This window comes from Niveispirillum sp. GW835-FHT14G11, from assembly GCF_058793615.1.
In genome coordinates, this window is the sequence record NZ_JBXAFZ010000002.1 from 577,154 (window position 1) to 597,056 (window position 19,903).

At 64.4% G+C, this 19,903-nt stretch carries 19 protein-coding genes; 8 read left to right on the plus strand and 11 right to left on the minus strand.

Annotation, left to right across the window (positions count from 1 at the left end):
• The first annotated feature begins 19 nt into the window (after positions 1-19).
• On the plus strand, positions 20-2,074 hold the full coding sequence (locus tag AC1Q7F_RS05905; protein ID WP_492504764.1) for a pyridoxamine 5'-phosphate oxidase family protein: 2,055 nt from the start codon (positions 20-22) through the stop codon (positions 2,072-2,074).
• Between the two features lie 18 nt (positions 2,075-2,092).
• On the opposite strand, the gene AC1Q7F_RS05910 is transcribed toward AC1Q7F_RS05905, so the two are convergent.
• The 11 genes from AC1Q7F_RS05910 to AC1Q7F_RS05960 all read right to left on the minus strand — a co-directional run bounded on the left by AC1Q7F_RS05910 (position 2,093) and on the right by AC1Q7F_RS05960 (position 12,195).
• Positions 2,093-2,854: an SDR family NAD(P)-dependent oxidoreductase gene (locus AC1Q7F_RS05910; RefSeq protein ID WP_492504766.1), complete on the minus strand. Its 762-nt coding sequence runs from the start codon at positions 2,852-2,854 to the stop codon at positions 2,093-2,095.
• Positions 2,854-3,345, minus strand: coding sequence for a DUF3833 domain-containing protein (locus AC1Q7F_RS05915; RefSeq protein WP_492504768.1), 492 nt, complete (start codon positions 3,343-3,345; stop codon positions 2,854-2,856). The genes AC1Q7F_RS05910 and AC1Q7F_RS05915 overlap by 1 nt, the downstream gene beginning before the upstream one ends.
• Positions 3,338-4,663, minus strand: a complete 1,326-nt coding sequence (locus tag AC1Q7F_RS05920; protein WP_492504770.1) for an MFS transporter — start codon at positions 4,661-4,663, stop codon at positions 3,338-3,340. The genes AC1Q7F_RS05915 and AC1Q7F_RS05920 overlap by 8 nt, the downstream gene beginning before the upstream one ends.
• Entirely contained in the window at positions 4,660-5,175 is a 516-nt protein-coding gene (locus AC1Q7F_RS05925) for a chalcone isomerase family protein (RefSeq protein ID WP_492504772.1), read from the minus strand. Before AC1Q7F_RS05925 ends, AC1Q7F_RS05920 begins: the two co-directional genes overlap by 4 nt.
• Positions 5,165-6,325, minus strand: coding sequence for a class I SAM-dependent methyltransferase (locus AC1Q7F_RS05930; RefSeq protein ID WP_492504774.1), 1,161 nt, complete (start codon positions 6,323-6,325; stop codon positions 5,165-5,167). Before AC1Q7F_RS05930 ends, AC1Q7F_RS05925 begins: the two co-directional genes overlap by 11 nt.
• Positions 6,326-6,351: 26 nt before the next feature.
• On the minus strand, positions 6,352-7,152 hold the full coding sequence (locus AC1Q7F_RS05935) for a DUF1365 domain-containing protein (RefSeq protein WP_492504776.1): 801 nt from the start codon (positions 7,150-7,152) through the stop codon (positions 6,352-6,354).
• Entirely contained in the window at positions 7,146-8,429 is a 1,284-nt protein-coding gene (locus AC1Q7F_RS05940; protein WP_492504778.1) for an NAD(P)/FAD-dependent oxidoreductase, read from the minus strand. Before AC1Q7F_RS05940 ends, AC1Q7F_RS05935 begins: the two co-directional genes overlap by 7 nt.
• Positions 8,430-8,517: 88 nt before the next feature.
• Entirely contained in the window at positions 8,518-9,870 is a 1,353-nt protein-coding gene (locus tag AC1Q7F_RS05945; RefSeq protein ID WP_492504780.1) for a sensor histidine kinase, read from the minus strand.
• Positions 9,839-10,519 carry a winged helix-turn-helix domain-containing protein gene (locus AC1Q7F_RS05950; RefSeq protein ID WP_492504782.1) on the minus strand — a complete coding sequence of 227 codons (681 nt, stop codon included), beginning with the start codon at positions 10,517-10,519 and terminating at the stop codon, positions 9,839-9,841. Before AC1Q7F_RS05950 ends, AC1Q7F_RS05945 begins: the two co-directional genes overlap by 32 nt.
• Positions 10,520-11,209: 690 nt before the next feature.
• Positions 11,210-11,473 carry a hypothetical protein gene (locus AC1Q7F_RS05955; protein WP_492504784.1) on the minus strand — a complete coding sequence of 88 codons (264 nt, stop codon included), beginning with the start codon at positions 11,471-11,473 and terminating at the stop codon, positions 11,210-11,212.
• A 233-nt stretch (positions 11,474-11,706) separates the two neighbouring features.
• Positions 11,707-12,195, minus strand: a complete 489-nt coding sequence (locus tag AC1Q7F_RS05960) for a MarR family winged helix-turn-helix transcriptional regulator (protein WP_492504786.1) — start codon at positions 12,193-12,195, stop codon at positions 11,707-11,709.
• Positions 12,196-12,454: 259 nt separating this feature from the next.
• Between AC1Q7F_RS05960 and ectA the strand changes: the two genes are divergently transcribed.
• The 7 genes from ectA to AC1Q7F_RS05995 are packed head-to-tail and all read left to right on the plus strand — an operon-like array spanning position 12,455 to position 19,839.
• The gene (gene ectA / locus AC1Q7F_RS05965; RefSeq protein WP_492504788.1) at positions 12,455-13,006 is read left to right on the plus strand and encodes a diaminobutyrate acetyltransferase; all 552 of its coding nucleotides are present in this window, start codon (positions 12,455-12,457) and stop codon (positions 13,004-13,006) included.
• Positions 13,007-13,048: 42 nt separating this feature from the next.
• Entirely contained in the window at positions 13,049-14,353 is a 1,305-nt protein-coding gene (gene ectB / locus AC1Q7F_RS05970) for a diaminobutyrate--2-oxoglutarate transaminase (RefSeq protein ID WP_492504790.1), read from the plus strand.
• A gap of 18 nt (positions 14,354-14,371) precedes the next feature.
• Positions 14,372-14,761, plus strand: coding sequence for an ectoine synthase (locus AC1Q7F_RS05975; protein WP_492504792.1), 390 nt, complete (start codon positions 14,372-14,374; stop codon positions 14,759-14,761).
• A gap of 49 nt (positions 14,762-14,810) precedes the next feature.
• Entirely contained in the window at positions 14,811-15,728 is a 918-nt protein-coding gene (gene thpD / locus AC1Q7F_RS05980; protein WP_492504794.1) for an ectoine hydroxylase, read from the plus strand.
• The gene (locus AC1Q7F_RS05985; protein WP_492504796.1) at positions 15,728-17,170 is read left to right on the plus strand and encodes an aspartate kinase; all 1,443 of its coding nucleotides are present in this window, start codon (positions 15,728-15,730) and stop codon (positions 17,168-17,170) included. Before thpD ends, AC1Q7F_RS05985 begins: the two co-directional genes overlap by 1 nt.
• Before the next feature lie 18 nt (positions 17,171-17,188).
• A complete protein-coding gene (locus AC1Q7F_RS05990; protein WP_492504798.1) occupies positions 17,189-18,613 on the plus strand; it encodes a sodium/proline symporter in 1,425 nt (474 codons plus the stop codon).
• Positions 18,610-19,839: an MFS transporter gene (locus AC1Q7F_RS05995; protein ID WP_492504800.1), complete on the plus strand. Its 1,230-nt coding sequence runs from the start codon at positions 18,610-18,612 to the stop codon at positions 19,837-19,839. The genes AC1Q7F_RS05990 and AC1Q7F_RS05995 overlap by 4 nt, the downstream gene beginning before the upstream one ends.
• Positions 19,840-19,903: the final 64 nt, after the last annotated feature.

A 19,903-nucleotide genomic window follows, 5' to 3' on the forward strand; every position in this document is an offset into this window, starting at 1 on the left:
CCGCTGGAAGGAGAGCGCCATGTCCAAGGAACCGGTTGCCAAACCCTCCCCCTTCCATCCGGGCGAGGTACAACTTCAGCGGACGGTGGGGGTGGCGGAACGAATGGAGGAGGTCGGGCGCCGGGTCATCCGCGACCACATGCCCGACCAGCATCGCGATTTCTACCGCCAGCTGCCCTTCGTGGTGCTGGGGTCGGTGGATAAGGCAGGCGATGCCTGGATAACCTTGCTGACCGGCCAGCCCGGCTTCATGCATTCCCCCGACCCGCGCACCCTGTCCTTTACCACCGCGCGGGACGCGGGCGACCCGGCAATCAGCTCCCTCGCCAGCGGCCAGGCGGTCGGTCTGCTGGGCATCGAACTGCATACAAGGCGCCGCAACCGCATGAATGGCCGGATTGCCGGCTTCGGGCCCGGCGGCTTTGATGTGACGGTGGAGCAATCCTTCGGCAACTGCCCGCAATATATCCAGATCCGTGACTATCAGTTCGTCCGCGACCCGGCCGATCTCACCGCCTTGCCCGACGCGGTGGTGGCGGCGGACCTGGATGACCGGGCCCGCCGGCTGATCGCGGCGGCGGACACGTTCTTCGTCTCCTCCTATGTCGAGGACCAGAGCGGCCGCCATGTCGATGCCTCTCATCGCGGCGGGCGGCCGGGGTTCGTGCGCATCAATGCCGACGGGTCGCTGACCATCCCCGATTTCGCCGGCAATCTGCTGTTCAACACGCTGGGCAATTTCCGGATCAATCCCAGGGCCGGTCTGGTCTTTCCGGATTTCGAAACCGGCGACATGCTGCACCTGACCGGCGATGCCGAATTGATCCTGCAATCCGACGAGATTGCCGCCTTCCAGGGGGCGGAGCGGCTGTGGACCTTCCGGCCGCGCAAGGTGATCTTCCGCTCCGCCGCCCTGGCCCTGCGCTGGACGTTCAAACCGGAGGGCTGGTCCCCCAACAGCCTGATGACCGGCGACTGGGACAAGGTGCGGGTGCGGATGGCGGCCGACGCGGTGAAATCGCAATGGCGGCCCTTCCGCATCGCACGGATGGTGGATGAAAGCAGCGTGATCCGGTCCTTCCACCTGGAACCGGCCGACGGCCATGGCATTACCGCGCACGCGGCCGGCCAGCATCTGCCCATCCGCGTGCTGCCAGCGGGCATGGCGGAGTCGGTGATCCGCACCTATACAATCTCCACCGCCCCGTCCGACGGGTTCTACCGGATCAGCGTGAAGCGCCAGGGGCTGGTCTCGGCCCATCTGCACAGCCTGTCGGTGGGTGACAGAGTGGAGGTGCGGGCGCCGGCCGGCGGCTTCACCATTGATGCGCTGGAACGGCGGCCGGCCGTGCTGCTGGCGGCCGGGGTCGGCATCACCCCGATGCTGGCCATGCTGCGCCATATCATCTTCGAGGGTCTGCGCAAGCGGCGCATCCGGCCGACCTGGTTCCTGCATGCCGCCCGGACACGGGATGAGCGGGCCTTTGATGCGGAGATCGCTGAACTGGTCGCGCAGTCGAATGGGGTGGTCCGTCTGGTGCGGGTGCTGGGCGACGCGACCGGGGCCGAACAGGGCCGCGACTATGACGCGGTGGGCCGGATCGACATGGACCTGCTGCGCGCCACCCTGCCGTTCGACGGCTATGATTTCTACATGTGTGGCCCACCGGGCTTCATGCAGGGGATCTACGATCAGTTGCGCGCTGTCGGCACGCCCGATGACCACATCCATGCCGAAGCCTTCGGGCCCGCCTCCCTGACGCGCACGCCGGACCGCCCCGTCGCGTCATTACCGCCGGCATCGGCCAGGCCGGTCCCCGTCGCCTTCGCCAGATCGGGCAAGGAAGCGCGGTGGGAGCCTGGAAAGGGCAGCCTGCTCGATCTGGCCGAAGCACGCGGCCTGAAGCCGGACTATAGCTGTCGGTCGGGAAGCTGCGGCACCTGTGCGGCCAGGGTCATCTCCGGCAAGGTCACCTATGATCAGCCGCCGCAGGCCGCGGTGGCGGACGATACCGCCCTGGTCTGCTGCGCCGTGCCGGCCGCGGGCGGCGACAAGCTGATCCTTGATCTGTGACGCAAGGGAACACCCGCGTCACGGTTTCATGCGGCGCGTCAGTCTCAGGGACAGCGAATAGGGAAGCAACCGCAGAGCCTTGAGCAACAGGGTGAATTTCCGGGGAAAGTGGATTTCGAACCGGCGGGACAGCAGACCGTCGGCGATTTCACTGGCGGCCTGTTCAGGCTCGATGATCATCGGCATGTCGAACTGGTTCTTGTCGGTCAGCGGCGTGCGCACGAACCCCGGACTGATCAGCTTGATATCGATCACGTCCCTGAATTCGGCCTGAAGGCTTTCGGCAAGGTTGATGATCGCCGCCTTGGTGGCGCTGTAGGGCTGGCCACCCGGCAGGCCGATATAGCCGGCCACGCTGCCGCACAAGGCGATCTGGCCCTTTGAGGCCTGTGGTTTCAGGATGCGCAGGGCGGCATGCACCAGATTGAACGCACCCGTCAGGTTGATATTGACGATGGCCTTGGTCACGGCCAGGTCGAGCGCGTCCATTTTCATCGGCACATAGGCGGCGGCCAGGAACACGACGCGATCGATCCGGCCAAAGGCGGCGCACACCGCCTGGGCCGTCCACAGCGTCGTGTCGGCATCCGTCAGGTCCAGGACGAAGACCTTGTGCTGCGCCCCGATCTCCGCCTGCAGGCTTTCAAGCTCATCCTTGCGCCGCGCCGACAGCGCCAGAACGGCGCCGCGCGCCGACAGTTCGCGGGCCAGGGCCGATCCGATGCCGCTGCTGGCCCCGACGATCCAGACGACCTGGCCCACATAATCGTTCCTGTCCATCATTGCTGCTTCTGCATGAAGATGGTGAGTTCGGAAACGGTGATGCCGAACTTCTTCAGATACGAACGGTTGATGACGACGCCATCATTCATGGCCCACATCCAGTCATCAAAGCGGATGCGATAGGTCGTGTCATCGACCGGCAGGTCCATCACATAGTCCCAGCGCACGGCGCTGCCCACGGTCCTGCCGGTGGCCTTGTCGATGATGTCCGACGCCGTTCCTTCATAGGTACCGTCGGCCAATTTCTTGATCGTCCAGACACGCTGTTGCTTCTCCCCGTCATAATAGTCGAAATTCTCGGTCAACGTGCCGACATCGCCATTCCATTGCCCGACCATCTGGATGTCGAAGCGGCGCACGACCCGGCCCTTCCAGTCCTGGACGATGCCCCAGGCCTTGATGGGGCCGTTGAAATATTCCTTGATGTCGGCCTGCGGCGTCGTGCCCTGGTAATAGTCGAGGTTGTTCCTGGCGCAGCCGCTAATCATGAGAAGAACCCCTATGGTTGCCAACAGCTTGAAAAGTTTCATTGCTTCCTCCTGGTTGAGCCCGGATGAAAAGGACGTACAGCAAACCGGCCGCCATCAGCTTCAACAGGCAGGGAATGAGGGCGTAGATGGCGGACAGCGCCATCAGAGCGGGGGGTGAATTGGCGGCCTGGGGCCTGAAGCCCGTCACATCCAGCAGTGGCAGCACGATGGCAGAGGCAAGCGCCAGGCTGGCCTTGGCGACAAAGGCCAGAAAGGCGTAATGCGTCGCGGCAAAGGCCTGATTTGCCCTTCTATGGACATGGTCGGCCAGAATGGAGGGCGGCAGCGTCAGGTCCGCCCCCAGGGCCAGACCGGAAACCGCACAGACGGCGGCGTAACCCCAGATATCGCCGGGACCCAGGAAGAACGCCCCCACAAAACCCGCAACGGCGAGGATGTTGGACAGAGCCCAGGCCCCGTACTTGCCCAAAGAATTGCTCAAGCGTCTCCACAGGGGCATCGCCGCCGCCCCGGACAGAAAATAGAGCAGCAGGAACGGGCCCGTCAGATGTTCGGCGCCCAGCAGGTCACGCACATAGAAGATCACCAGAACGGCCGGAATGCTGGACGCGAGCATGCTCAGCCCATGCACCGCCAGAAGCCGCCGGCTTTCCGGGGGCAAGGTCCGCAGCGCCTGCAACGGCGATGCATCCCCCTGCCCCGCCACCAGCACCGGTGACGGCACACGCGCCGCCACAGCCCAGAAACTGCTGACACCCACCAGCATCAGGGCGGCCAGGATCGCGCCGTACCATGGATATACATGTCCGGGCGGCGTGATCTGCGACAGGATGGCCGGCATCGATACGGCAACGACCAGGCCGACCAGGCCCAGCGCCTCGCGCGCACCGGCAATCCGCGTCTGGTCCGCCCGGTCCGCCGTCCACAATGTCGCCTGGGCGCCCAGGATGATGGTCAGGACGCTGTAGGCGCTGACCGCCAGCAGCATGCACAGGGAAAACCACAGCGCCGGCGTCAGGAACACGGCATTGAACAGGCCGAAGACCGACAGGCAAAGCACGGCGCCAGCGGCGGCGACCAGCCGTGCATATCGTCCCCGCAGCCGGTCCGTCAGCCAGCCGATCAGCGGATCCTGCACCGCATCGAACAGCCGGATCACCAGCAGCAGCGTGCCTAGCAAGGTCAGGGACAGGCCATGGCGCGTGGCATAGAAATCGGGCGCCAGGACATAGAGCGGAAAACCGGCAAAGGCCAGAGGCAGGGCGATGAAACCATATTGGAACAGGGATTTCCCGGTTATCGCCCCCGCGCTCATGACAGACCCAGCAGCGCACGGCGCAGTTCGGGTTCCGATGTCGCCTCGCCCAGCCATATTCCCAGGAACAGGCTGCCGAAATCATTGCCCTTGATCGTGCCGATCTCCACGGCGCCGTTATAGAATGTCGTCTGGTGGCCGGGGACATAGACCGCGGACAGGACGGTGCCGTCCGTCACGTCGGGGAAAATCGCCTTCAGCTGCGCGTTCCACGCCGCCAGCTTGACCTCGTCGGTGAAGCCCTGCCTGCGCATTTCCTGCACCGACCGGTCGGCGATGTCCCGGCCATTGATCGCCCGGTAATATTCAATCGACAGGGCGGCGGGCGATGCGGGGTCCCAGCGACCATCGGGCGCGTACAGCGTCGCCTCATACACATCCCAGAAGGCATAGGTCAGGACACCGCGCCCGACCATGGTGGCGTTGGGCACATGGGCCTTTATCGGCTCCATGGCCAAGGCGCCCTGGGCAAAGAGGAACAGACCCAGGAACAGTGACAGCTTAGCGCGCATGCTGCATCTCCCATTGCATCACATCGATCCGGCCATGGCGGAAGGCCGCGATGCAGCAGGTCAGATAGAAGCGCCACATGCGGATGAATTTCTCATCGAACCCCATGGCTTTGACCTCCGTGACCCGGTTGTCGAAATTCGCCAGCCAGCGGGTCAGCGTCAGCGCGTAATCACCGCCGAAGGCGAATTCATCGGTGACGCGCAGGCCGGCCTTGGCGCTTTCCGCGCGGAACCGGGACGGGGATGGCAGCATGCCGCCGGGAAAGATGAAACTGCGGATGGCGTCGCCGCCGGTGCGATACCGGTCGAAATGGGCATCGGCGATGGTGATGGTCTGCACCATGGCCTTGCCCTTGTTCGCCAGCAGGGATTTCAGCTTGGCGAAATAGACGGGCCAGAATTTCTCGCCCACCGCCTCGAACATCTCGATGGAGACGATCTGGTCATAAAGACCTTTCTGATGGCGGTAATCCTCCAGCGCGATGACCGCCTGATCGCCGACGCGGCGGGCGGCGAATTCATGCTGGGCCTTGGAAATCGTCAGGCCCTTGATGGCGTAATCGCCCCGGTGCAAGGCGCGCTTGGCAAACCCGCCCCAGCCGCAGCCGATTTCCAGAAGGCTGCCAGACGGGTTCAGGTGATCGATCATCCGGTCATATTTGCGGGTCTGCGCATCCTCCAGCGTCTCGTTCGCGTCGGCGAAGATCGCCGCCGAATAGGTCATCGACGGGTCCAGCCACAGCGCATAGAAATCATTGCCCAGATCGTAATGGGCATGAATATTCTTGGCGCTGCCGCGCACGGTGTTGCGGGTGAACAGATGGGCCACGCGCGACGCCAGCCTGCCGAAGACATTGCCATGGATATAGGCGTCAAGGGCCGACTGGTTCTGCAGGCCGAACAGGAACAGCTGCGTCGGATCGGGTGAATCCCACCAGCCATCGCGATAGGCCTCCGCCAGGGCCACGTCGCCATGACGGATCATGCCGCCGATCACGCGCCAGTCATGGATGTCCAGTCGGGCCTGCGCCCCTGCCTTCGCCCCCGCGGCGGCATGTGTCCGCCCGTCCGGCGTGCGGATGGTGATCGACCCATAGTCGATATGGTCGAGGGCCGCAAAGAATTGATCCGCAATGTGTCGACCAAACATGTCCCGTACCTCTTTGCGATTTGGTTTTATGTCGTCTGCTTCACGCGGCGCGCATCCACATCGTCCTGGATCGTGCCAAGGCTTCGGGTGGCGGACACCCGTTGCGCACGCTGCGCCGGCTTGGAAATAAAGCGGACGCCCTTGATCAGCAGCTTGACTGCCTGCAGGTGAATAAGGCTGATCGCCTTCAGGGCCACCAGCGGGTGCCGCCAGAAGGCCCGCCGCAAGCTCGCCTCTGTCAACGGGTTGAAGGTGCCGGTCAGCGCGGTGACCAGCTGCTTGCTGCCATCCGCGTCATAATGATCGATCTGGATGGCCATCCGGTCCGCCGTCAGGTCAAACCGGAACCGGTAGGTCCCGGATCGCGGCAGGAACGGCGACACATGGAAAAGCTTCTCCGCCTCCAGCCACTGGCCGCCGGTGATCGGCGCGTGGTCCGGATGGGCGCAGAGATAGCAATGCTGTTCGCCGAACGTATTGTGCACCTCGCACAGCACGGCCTTCAGCCCGCCCGCCCCGTCAAGGCACAGGTAGAAGCTGACGGGATTGAACACATAGCCCAGGATGCGCGGCATGGTGAGCAGGACGATGGCATGCGTTGCCTCGTTCAACCCGTAATCACCCAGAATGCTCCTGACCCAGGGCGTCGGATCGCTGCCATCGCGCCGTCCCAGGTCACCGGCGTGAAACCCGGCCAGACGCCCCGCAACGGGTGGAGCCGGCAAGGGCAGGGCCAGATAATACACGCCATAGTGAAAGGCGTTCTCCTTGGGGAAAAGCCGCTTATGCATGACTTTGGCGGTGTAGAGCTGCGGCGTCGTCACCATGGCGGATCGATCCCCATGCGGCGCGCCATCTCCACAGCACTGCCAAGCCCATCCTCGTGGAAGCCGTAGCGCTGATAGGCACCGCAGAACCAGAGGTGCCGGCGCCCCTGGATCTCCGCAATCCGGCCCTGGTTGCCGATCGCCGCGACATCGAAGACCGGATGTTCGAACATATGGTCATCATAGACAAGGGCCGGATCGGGTTCGCGGCCGGGATTGAGCGTGACGATCAGGGGCTGGTCGGTGGCCAGCGGCTGCAGATTGTTCATCCAATAACTCAACGACATTCCGCCCTGGGACATTCCGCCCTGGCCGGCATCCCGGCCTTCCGACAGATAGACCCAGCTTGCCCAGGCCTGCCGGCGTTTGGGCATGAAGCTGGTATCGCTGTGCAAAACCGCGCGGTTGGGCTGGTACCGGAAGGCGGAGAGGATGGTGCGCTCATCGCCATCCGCGTCGGCGATCATCGCCAATGCCTGATCGGCGTGGCAGGCAAACACCACCTCGTCATAGTGGTCCTGACGCCCCTGGTCGTCTTCGACCATGACACCGCCATCCGTGCGCCATGTCCTTCTGACGCCGCGACCCAGATTGATCTTGTCCTTGAAGGGGGTGGACAGGCGCTGGACATATTCACGCGACCCACCCGCCACCGTGTACCATTGCGGATGATCATCGATAGTCAGCAGCCCGTGGTTCTCAAAGAACCGCACGAAAGTACAGGCCGGGAACTTCAACATCTCGTCCAGCGGCGTGCTCCAGATCGCACCACCCATGGCCAGCAGATAATATTGCCGGAACCAGCGCCCCATGCCCATCTCATCCAGGCACTGGCCCAGCGTGACGCTGGGGGGCGCACTGAGATAGGCACCCGCCGCCTTGTTGAATTTCAGGATATCGGCAACCATGCCCCAGAAGGCCGGCCGCAGCAGGTTGCGCTTCTGGGCCAGGAAATCGGCGGGCTTGCGGGTACCATATTCAAGCCAGCCATCATCGATGCTGGTCCCGAACGACATGTCGCTTTTGGTAACCGGCACCTCCAGATGGGCGAACAGGCGGGTCAGCAGCGGATAGTTGCGCTTGTTGAACACGATGAAGCCGGTATCGACCGGAACCACGCCGTCACGGGTTTGAACCTCCACCGTGCGGCTGTGGCCGCCGATATAATCGTTCTTCTCATAGACCGTGATGTCATGGCGTGGATGCAGCAGCGACGCGGCCCCCAGGCCGGAAATCCCCGTGCCGATCACCGCGATCTTCTTGATGTTGGAACTCATTGTCCGCCAACGTGCCGTTTATTGCCTTGGCCACATTAGGGCACGCGTCGTCGCCGCAAACTTACCCCTTTCTAAATTATTGGTAAGGTCAGAAGGTGATCGTCACGCGCAGGCCCGGACCGGCATCGTCCAGGGTGATGCGCGCCTGGTGCTGTTCGGCCACGGCGCGCACCAGGCTCAGGCCCAGGCCATTGCCCGGTGTGCTGCGGCTGGCGTCGCCGCGATAGAAATGCTTAAAGACCTTGTCCTTCTCAGGTTCCGGGATGCCCGGCCCCTGGTCTTCGATGATTGCCACCACCCGGCCCGTTCCGGCGCCCGCATAGAGGCGGATGATCGATCCGGCGGGCGAGAACTTGATGGCATTATCCAGCAGATTGGCGAACAACTGGAACAGCAGGTCCCGGTCGCCCCCGACAATCGCGGTCGGCTCCGTTCTGATGTCCAGGCTTATGTCCTTTTCCTCGGCGACCGGCTCATAAAGCTCGGCGACATCCTGGACGACTGCGCCCAGATCGACATCGCCCATGAAGCTACTGCGCTTACCCCGTTCGATATTGCTGATCCGCAGCAGGGCGTGGAACACCCCAAGCACACGATCGGCATCGGCCAGCAAGGCGTCGATCTGCTGATCATCGACCGGGCGGCCTTTCAGGGCCTCGATATCGCCGCGCAGACCGCTCAGGGGCGTGCGCAGATCATGGGCGATATTGTTGCTGACCTCGCGCGCACCATTCATCAGATCCTCGATCTTGGCCAGAAAGCCGTTTAGCACCGCCGACAGATTGCTGAGATCGTCCCAGCGGCTGTCGATCGAGAGGCGTTGCGACAGGTCGCCGGTTTCGACGATCCGGCGGGCGGTGAAGGCGATGCGGTTGATGCGGCTGACGACGAAATGGCTGATGGCGAAGCTGACCAGCACGACGCTGAGCATCAGCGCCATCATCAACCAGCTGAGATGCTTGAGCCGGTCAAAGCTGGCGATGAGTTCATGCACATTGCGGGCGACGACGATGCGCGATCCATCCTGAAACGTATGGACCTTGGCCGCGAATGCCTGCCGGCCGTTGCTGGTGTCCAGATCGAAGCGCAGGACACCCTCGGCAACCTTCCCCAGGTCCGCCGGCATCGGATCGATGGTGCCGCCCCGCAGCCTCCCGCCTTCATCCTCGTACCGGAAGCGAACAACCTGATCATCCTTGGCACGATGCTGGATATACCGGGCCAGCCGGCCTTCGCTGTTCTCAAGGGCGGAGATCATGCTGATCTCGATATCGATGGCGGCTTCCGTCTCCCGCAGGAAATCGCGGCGGCCGACATCGATCAGGAAATAGCCCAGGATCGCCGCCGACACGGCCATCAGAACCGTGAACAGCAGCGCCATCTTGAAGCTGGAGCTGTCGATATAGCGTCTAGAAACCGTTGTCGATGATGTATCCCGCACCACGCACCGTCTTGATCAGAATATTGCCCGTGTCACCCAGCTTCTTGCGCAGGCGGCTGATATGGACGTCGATGACGCTGGTTTGCGGGTCGAAATGATAATCCCAGACACCTTCCAGCAGCATGGTGCGGGTGACAAGCTGGCCCTTGAATTTCAGCAGATATTCCAGCAGGCGGAATTCGCGGGCCTGCAACTCGATCAGCCTGCCGCTGCGCCGGACCTTGCGCGCCAGCAGATCCATCTCCAGATCCCCCGCCTTCAGCAGGGTCGATTGCGCCGAGGGCGAGGATGAGGCACGCCGGCCCAGCGCCTCCGCGCGGGCCAGAAGCTCAATGAAGGCGAAAGGCTTGACCAGATAATCATCACCGCCGGAGCGCAGGCCCGCCACCCGGTCATCGACATCGCCCAGCGAACTCAGGATCAGGACGCCCGTCAGGTTGCCGCTGCCGCGCAGGGTCCGGACAATGGACAGCCCATCGAGTTTCGGCACCATGCGATCAACAATCAGGACATCGTATTTTTCGGTGGAGGCGAGATGCAGACCCGTTTCGCCATCCTCGGCAATGTCGATGACGTGTCCGGCCTCCTTCATGCCTTTCTCGACATAGGCGCTGATCTTCGGGTCATCCTCGATGATCAGTATCCTCATCGTCTTTCTCGCCGGTCCATGCGCCTCATCCATGCGGGTGCTGATCAAGGTTTGCTCATGCTCGGGATGTGATCAGCAGCCTGGAAATGATTCATGTGGGCTCCAGCCCCCTTTGGGCAAGGAGAATTGAGGGGCGTTCACTGCAACATATCACGTCAGCCGGCCTGGTTCCCGGAAGCGGCCCGCGCCACCAGGACCGCTATCTGCTGATGATCGACGGGTGGTACTGCCGCCGATGCCCCGTCATGGCGGCAGACCGGCGCAGTTGAAAGTCGTCCCGGCCAACCGCTCAGCAAAGAGGCCGAGGTCGACATGTTATATGACAAGGCCCGTGTCAGCAGCCTCAGCACGATCGACGTCGTGGCGGCCCCCTCCTCCCAGGCGCGCGAAGCGACCCGGTTGTCCGGCAATTCCCAGCTCTATATGGCCGGAAAAGTCCAGGACCGGTCCCATCGTAATTCTGCCACTGTTCCACCGTCTGTACCCGGTCAGCGACAGATCGGGTCGAGATGCCCTGGATATAGACTTCCTGAATCACCGCCGTCAGCGCCCTTTTCTTGCACGCTGCTAACGCTGACAGGCATCCCCGGCTAAGCTGGACGACAATATTTGCCGCTCGACGATAACGGCGATCCGCCCCGGTCCCGCATGGGGACCGGGGCGGACCTCCTCAGTGCCGGCCTATCGGCATCAGAACCGTGTCGACATGCGCACACCATAGGTGCGCGGGGCACCGTAGAGCGAGACCTCATCCCCCGCGAAGGGGATGATGCTGGTCCGGTACAGTTCGTCGGTTAGGTTCTTGCCATAGACCGTCACCTGCCAGGAGCCGTCGACATGGCCCAGGCTGATGCGGGCATCGACCTGACCATAGCCCGGTTCGCGGTTGGTATTATCCGGACCCCAATAGATGCTGTCTTGATAGACATAGGACAGGTTGGCGCCCAGCTTCATCAACATATCCTGGTCGATTGCAAGCGGTTCAGCGATGGCCCCGTCTGCCGCATCGCCCTGCCGCACAAGATCAGCAGCGGCACCCATTCCCACTGGGCCAGCCGCGCCGAACTGGACAAGGCTAGGCGCCGGACGGAATGACGGGGCCGGGGCCGCCGATCAGAACCGCACGGCCGACCCCGTTCGCTGGTTGAGACGCACGCAAACCGGACGTCGAAGGCCATACCCCAAGTTCACGATGGTAGCCGATCGATCGGCCCGCCCGTATCGATCAGCGGAGCGGCGTCGATCTTTTCCGCGTCCAGCAGGGCGCTCAGCCGCTCCAGCATGGCGACGACCATGGCTTGCTCCCAATCCGGCAGATGCTGGAAACGGCCGGAAAACAGGTCCTGGAGCATGTCCGGCGCCTTGGCCAGGATTTCACGTCCCTTGGCCGTGATCACCACCCAGATCTGCCGCCGGTCCTGATCGCCGCGCCGCCGTTCGACCAGTTCCAGCACCTCCAGCCGGTCAACCAGATTGGTGACCGTGGCCTGGCTGAACTGCACGGCCGATGCCAGGGTGCTGGGCGTGGCCTGCCCCCGCCTTGCCACTTCCTGCAACAGCAGCAATTGCGACGGCGTCAGACCGGTAGCCGTCACCAACTGCCGCTCCGCCTGATCGGCCGCGCGCATGATGCGACGGATGGCCCGCAGGGCCGCCTCTGTGCGGGGTTCAATCATGATCGCCGATCACTTCGCAGTCCGTAGGAACGCCTGCTTTACCGGGGGCGATGCGGACCAGCAAGCGTGATTATATTTCAATCAATGAAGCAATTTTCCCAACCAATCACGCGGCGATCCTGTCCGCGATTACATGCCATGCGCGCAAAATGGTTGACTCGTGGGCAGGTTGCGTCAAAATTGGCACCAATCCAGCCGAGATGGGGCCCATCGATCCCGTCAATTTAATTCGAAAGATAAAATATCAAGGGGGTGAAGAATGGCTCTGCCAGCCCACCAACCCGCCGCCACAGGCTTTCCCCACGGGACTGTGGCTTTCTCTTTACGCAAACCACAGGCGGCCGATGGTGCCGCCATCCACCGGTTGATTGCGGCCTGCCCGCCGTTGGACGTCAACTCGCTCTACTGCAACCTCTTGCAGGCCAGCCATTTCGCCGATTGCTGCATCCTGGCCGAGGGGGCGGGACGGGTTGTCGGCTGGGTTTCGGGCTATCGCCTGCCGGCCGATCCCCGCACCCTGTTCGTCTGGCAGGTCGCGGTCGATCCCGTTGTTCGCGGCCAGGGGCTGGGCCGCCGCCTGCTGACGGCCCTGCTGTCCCGCCCCGGCCTGGGCGACCTCACCACCATCGCCACCACCATCACCCCCTCCAACCAGGCCAGTTGGGCGCTGTTCCAGGGCTTTGCCGACAGCCAGGGGGCCCCGCTGCGCCACGACGCGCATTTCGATCGCCAACGCCATCTCGCCGGCACGCAGGAGAGCGAGCATCTGGTCACCATCGGCCCGCTGCCCACGGTGCGCGCTGCCGCCTGACCGGGCCCCCATGCCCGCCATCAACAAAGGGAAACAACCATCATGATGCCGACACCAACGGCCACCCCGCCCGACGTCACCACCTTCGACCGTCTGGAATCCCAGGTCCGCAGCTATTCCCGTGCCATGCCCCGCCTGTTCAACCGAGCCCAAGGCGCATGGATGGAGGATGCGCAGGGCGGACGCTATCTCGACCTCCTGTCGGGCTGCTCCAGCCTGAATTACGGCCACAACCATCCGGTCCTGAAGCAGGCCCTGCTGGATTATATCACCGCCGACGGCATCACCCACAGCCTGGATCTGCACACCGCCGCCAAGCAGGCCTTCCTGATCGAGTTGGAGCGCACCATCCTGGTCCCGCGCGGCCTGTCCTATCGCGCCATGTTCACAGGCCCCACCGGCACCAATGCGGTGGAAGCGGCCTTGAAGCTGGCGCGCAAGGTGACGGGGCGACAGCATGTCATCGCCTTCACCAACGGCTTCCATGGCATGACCCTGGGTTCCCTGGCCTGCACCGGCAATGCCGGCAAGCGCGACGGGGCCGGTGTGCCGCTGAACCATGTCAGCCATGAACCGTTCGACGGCTATCACGGTCCCGACATCGATACGGCCGATCTGCTGGACCAGCGCCTGTCCGACCCGTCCAGCGGACTGGACCAGCCCGCCGCCATCCTGGTGGAGGCGGTGCAGGGTGAAGGCGGCCTGAATGTCGCCTCCGCTGACTGGCTGCGCAAGATCGCCGACATCGCCAGGCGTCACGGTGCCCTGCTGATCCTGGACGAAATCCAAGCCGGGTGTGGCCGCACGGGCGGCTTCTTCAGCTTTGAAGAAGCGGGGATCACCCCCGACATCGTCACCCTGGCCAAATCGCTGTCCGGCATGGGCCTGCCCTTTGCGCTGACCCTGCTGCGGCCGGAACTGGACCAGTGGCGACCCGGCGAGCATAACGGCACCTTCCGGGGCAATTGCCACGCCTTCGTCACCGCCACAGCCGCCCTGCGCCATTTCTGGCGCGATGGCGCGTTCGAACAGACGGTGCGTCAGCGGGCCGAGCTTCTGGGCCGCGGCCTGCACGCCATCGCCGCCCCCTATGGCAACCAGATGCGCGTCAAGGGCCGGAGCATGATGCAGGGCATTGATGTCGGATCGGGCGAGATCGCGACGCGCATCACCGCCGCCGCCTTCGCGCGCGGCGTCATCATCGAAACCAGCGGCGCCCATGACGAGGTGGTGAAGGTGCTGGCACCCCTGACCATCACCGAGGCCGAGCTGTCGCAGGGCCTGCATATCCTGGAACAATGCGTCGCACTGGCCGTGACGCCCCGCTACAGCGCCGCCGCAGAGTAACCAGCAAGGAATATCAACATGATCGTTCGCACCCTGACGGATGCCCGCGCGTCCGACCGTAATGTTGCGGCCCCCGGCTGGGAAAGCGCCCGCCTGCTGTTGAAGGATGACGGCATGGGCTTTTCCTTCCACATCACCACCATCCAGGCCGGCGCCGAACTGCCCATGCATTACAAGAACCACCAGGAATCGGTCTATTGCATCAGCGGCGAGGGCAGCATCGAGGATCTGGCCACGGGACAGGTCCATGATATCCGGCCCGGCACGATGTATGCGCTGAACCTGAACGACCGGCACATCCTGCGCGGCCGCACCGAAATGGTCATGGCCTGCGTCTTCAACCCGCCGGTGACCGGCCGCGAGGTGCATGACGAGACCGGCGCCTATCCGGCCGACAGGGCGGCGTGATGATCATGCACCGCCGCCAGAACCCGGAATTTCATTGCGAGACCATCTCATGACCGATCACTACCCCTCCCGCTGCGCTGATCAGGCGCGGTTGCTGCCGCGACTCGACCCCGTGCTGCACGGCCCTTGGCGTCCCGATGCCCCGATCTCCCAGGCGCAGGCCCATTTCTTCGAGGAAAATGGCTATCTCGTCCTGGAAAGCCTGTTCGACGCCGAAGAGGTCGACACCCTGCGCGCTGAAGCGGCTGGCCTGCTGGGCCATCCGCAGGGACTGAAGCCGGAGACCATCATCACCGAACCCGGCGGCACCGAGGTGCGGTCGATCTTCGAAATCCACCGCCAGAACGCCATGATGGCCTGGCTGGCCGCTGATGCGCGATTGTCGGAGGTGGCGCAGTTCCTGCTGGCCGACGATGTCTATATCCACCAGTCGCGCCTGAACTACAAACCCGGTTTCCAGGGTCGGGAGTTCTACTGGCATTCCGATTTCGAGACCTGGCATGTGGAGGATGGCATGCCCCGCATGCGGGCCCTGTCCATGTCGGTGCTGCTGGCCCGCAACACCCCGCATAACGGGCCGCTGATGCTGATCCCCGGATCGCACCGGGAATTCCTGACCTGCGTGGGGCAAACGCCGGAGAACCACTATAAATCCTCGCTGAAGAAGCAGGAATATGGTGTGCCGGACGAGGATAGTCTGGCCGATCTGGTCAACCGTCACGGCATCGTCGCCCCCACGGGCGAGCCGGGGACGGTGATCATCTTCGACTGCAACATCATGCACGGGTCGAATGGCAATATCACCCCCCTGCCCCGGGCCAATGCCTTCCTGGTCTACAACGCCCTGTCCAACCGGCTGCAAGAACCGTTCGGCCCCGTCACACCCCGCCCGGACTTCATCGCCGCGCGGCGCGACATCGCCGCCATCCGCCCCATGACGGGCCCCTTGACGCGGAGTGCCGCGTGATGACGGGTCATACGATCGAAAAGATCGGCGGCACCTCCATCGCCGCCACGCAGACCGTGCTGGATAATGTGCTGATCGGTGGGCGGCAGGGACCGGCGCTCTATGGCCGCGCCTTCGTTGTCTCCGCCTATGCCGGCATCACCGACCTGCTGCTGGAACACAAGAAGACGGGCGAACCCGGCGTCTATGCGGCGTTCATCAAGGATGCCAACGGTGATGACTGGACCCGTGCCCTGGACCTTGTGGCCGTCGCGATGAAGGCGCGCAACGCCGCCATTTTCACCGAAGACGGCGACAGCCGGCGCATGGCCGACGCCTTCGTGGCGGAGCGTATCGACGGTGCGCGCCAATGCCTGGACGACCTGCACCGCCTGCGCTCTCACGGACATTTCCGCCTGGCCGAGCCACTGGCGGCGGTGCGGGAAATGCTGGCGGGGCTGGGCGAGGCGCACAGCGCCCACAATACCGCCCTGCTGCTGCGCGACCATGGCGTCAAGGCGCGGATGATCGACCTGACCGGCTGGCGCGACACGGCCCGGCCCGACCTGGACCAGCGCATCGCCGATGGCATGGCCGGTATCGACCTGTCGGACACGCTGCCCATCATCACCGGCTATGCCCAGTGCCAGGGCGGCATGGTGGCCCGCTATGACCGGGGCTATTCGGAGATGACCTTTTCGCGCATCGCTGTGCTGACCGGTGCGACCGAAGCCATCATCCACAAGGAATTCCACCTGTCCAGCGCCGACCCCAAACTGGTGGGTCCGGAAAATGCCCGCAAGATCGGCCGCACCAACTATGACGTGGCCGACCAGCTGGCCAATCTGGGGATGGAGGCCATCCATCCCCGCGCGGGCCGTGGATTGCGTCAGGCCGGCATCCGGCTGCGGGTGAAGAACACCTTCGATCCGGCCGATGACGGCACCCTGATCTGCGGCGACTACATCTCCGATTGCCCAAGGGTAGAGATCGTCACGGGCCTGCGCAACGGCACGGCGCTGGAGTTCTTCGAGCAGGACATGGTGGGTGAAAAGGGTTATGACGCCGCCATCCTGGAGGCACTGACCCGCCACCGCACCTGGATCATCGCCAAATCCAGCAATGCCAACACCATCACCCATTATCTGCGGGCCGACGGCTCCGCCGTTCAGAAGGTGGTCGACGAGCTGGAAACCCGGTTTCCCACTGCCGGCCTGGCCACCCATGCCATTTCCATCGTCGCCATCATCGGCAGCGATCTGAACCGTCCGGGCCTGCTGGCCGATGCGCTGTCCGCCCTGGCCGGGGCGGGCGTGCCGGTGATGGGCATCCAGCATCAGATCCGCAATGTCGATGTTCAGTTCATCGTCGCCCGGCCGGATTTCGATCGCGCCGTGCGGGCCCTGCATGACGGGTTGGTCGGAACCGACAGCATCCGTCCGGTGGCCGCCATCGCCGCGTGACCATTTAAGGGGCTTCCCATGATCACCGCCAGTTTCGTGGCCTTCCTGCTGATTTTCCTGGGCATCGGGCTTGTGTCCGTCTCCCGGTCACGCCGCACCCGGCGGGACTATTATCTGGCCAGCAACAGCGTGAGGCCGTGGCTGGTCGGTCTGTCGGCGGTGGCGACGAACAATTCCGGTTACATGTTCATCGGCGTCATCGGCTACACCTACACGGTCGGCCTGTCATCCGTGTGGTTGATGCTGGGCTGGATCGCCGGCGACCTGCTGGCGTCCCTGTTCATCCATGGCCGCCTGCGCGAAGCGACAGCCCGCACGGGCGAGGCCTCCTTCGGCTCGGTGCTGGCCGGGTGGCAGGGGGGCGACATGCGGCTGTGGCGGCGGCTGGCCGCCATCATCACTGTCATTTTCCTGGGCGCCTATGCAGCCGCACAGATCGCGGCCGGCGGCAAGGCCCTGCACGGGGTCCTAGACTGGTCGCCGACCCTGGGTGCCTGGATCGTCGCGGCCATGATCCTGGCCTATTGCCTGGCCGGCGGCATCCGCGCCAGCATCTGGACCGATGCGGCGCAGAGCAGCGTCATGCTGCTGGCCATGGGCCTGCTGTTCCTGGTCGCCGTGGATGGTCGGGGCGGCTGGACTGCCAGCATCGCCCAGATGGGTGCCATCGACGGGTTTCTGTCGCTGACCCCGCCGGACCTGCTGTTGCCGGGCCTGTCCGGTTTGGTACTTTTTATCGTCGGCTGGATGTTTGCGGGCGTCAGTGTCATCGGCCAGCCGCATGTGATGGTACGGTTCATGGCGCTGGACCGGCCGGAGGGCATCGCGCGGGCCCGCATCTGGTATTATTCCTTCTTCACCCTGTTCTATCTGCTGGCCACCGGTGTCGGCATGCTGTCGCGGCTGTACCTGCCGGGGCTGGCCGATCTCGACCCGGAAATGGCGCTGCCGACCATGGCGCTGGAATTGCTGCCGCCGGTGCTGGTGGGGGTGGTCCTGGCCGGCATCTTCGCGGCCACCATGTCCACGGCCGACAGCCTGGTCCTGGCCTGTTCGGCCGCCATCACCCATGATCTGGTGCCCGAACGGCTGGAGGCACCCTGGGCCCTGAAGCTGGCCACGGCCGGGGTCACGGGCTTCGCCCTGCTGATCGCGCTGGCCGGCACGCAAAGCGTGTTCAGCCTGGTCATCCTGTCCTGGTCGACCCTGGCCGTGGCCTTCGGCCCCATGCTGATCCTGCTGGCCTTGGGCCGGGACGTGCCGCAACGCACGGCCATCGCCATGATGCTGGCCGGCGTCGCCGTGGCCCTGGGCTGGCGGCTGCTGGGCTGGCACCATGACATCTATGAGGGGATGCCGGGCATGCTGGTCGGGCTGGCATTGGGTTACGCCCTATCCTCGCCATTGCGGGGCGGCACCATGACGGCCCCCATCGCACGATGACCGGCTGGCGTCCCGTCCGGTCGCTGCTGGCCGCCATCTTCCTGGCCATGGCCGGCAGCGGCTTCATGGCCACACTGATCGCCCTGCGTCTGCAACAGGCCGGGGCATCACCGGTCACCATCGGCTGGATGGGCACCGCCTATTTCATCGGGCTGGGCCTGGGGTCACCCCTGGCCTTCACATTGATCGGGCGCGTGGGGCATATAAGGGCCTTTGCCACCTTCGTCTCCCTGTTCTCCGCCTCGATGCTGGCCTATGCGCTCTATCAGCATCCGGCCTTCTGGGCGGGCTTGCGGCTGCTGGACGGGCTGTGCATGGCCGGCATTTTCGTTTGCCTGGAAAGCTGGCTGAACGACCGCGCCCCGGCCACGGGGCGGGGCGGCGTGCTCGCCACCTATATGATCGCGCTGTATGTCGGTCAGGCGGTGGGACAGCCGATCCTGATGCTGGCCACGTCGCAGCCGCTTTTGCCGCTGGTCGCCGGATCGCTGCTGATGTCGCTGGCGGTGCTGCCCATCGCGCTGACCCGCATGCCGCCGCCACCCTCGCCGGAAGGCGGGGCCATGGGGTTGGGCGCCTTGTATGCAGCCTCACCGCTGGGCGTGGCCGGCGCGCTGGCGACCGGGATCATGCTGGGCGCCTTCTATGCCCTGGGCGGGTTGTTCACCGCCGGCATCGGCATGGACCTGTCGCAGACATCCCGGTTCATGGGCATCGCCATCCTGGGCGGGGTGGTGCTGCAATGGCCGCTGGGCCTGCTGTCCGACCGGTTCGACCGCCGCCGGGTGATCATCGGCACGCTGGCGGCGGCCCTGGCGCTGGCACTGCTGCTGATCCTGGCCGCCTTGGCGCTGCCTGTCCTGCTGTTGCCGGCGGCGGCCCTCTTCGGCGGCGTGGCTTTCGCGCTCTACCCGCTGTTCGTCGCCCATGCCAATGACCGCCTGACCGATGGCGCGCGCGTCGGCGCCACGGGTGGCCTGGTCCTGGTCTATGCCGGTGGCGCCATCCTGGGACCGCTCAGCGGTGCCGTGACCATGGCGGCCCTGGGACCGGCCGGGCTGTTCGCCCTGATCGCGCTGGTCGCCGCCGCGACCCTGGCCTTCGCCCTGCTGCGCACCCGCCGGACCGCACCGGTCCCGGCCGAGCAGCAGATGCCCTACCAGATCCTGCCCCGCACCACCCCCGCCGCCGCCATGGTGCTGGATGGGCCCCCGGACGGGGGATAGCGCCATGTCGCCCGGTCCTGCCCCGATGCCCCATCAGGGGTCTGGTGGGGAAGTGCCTATTCAT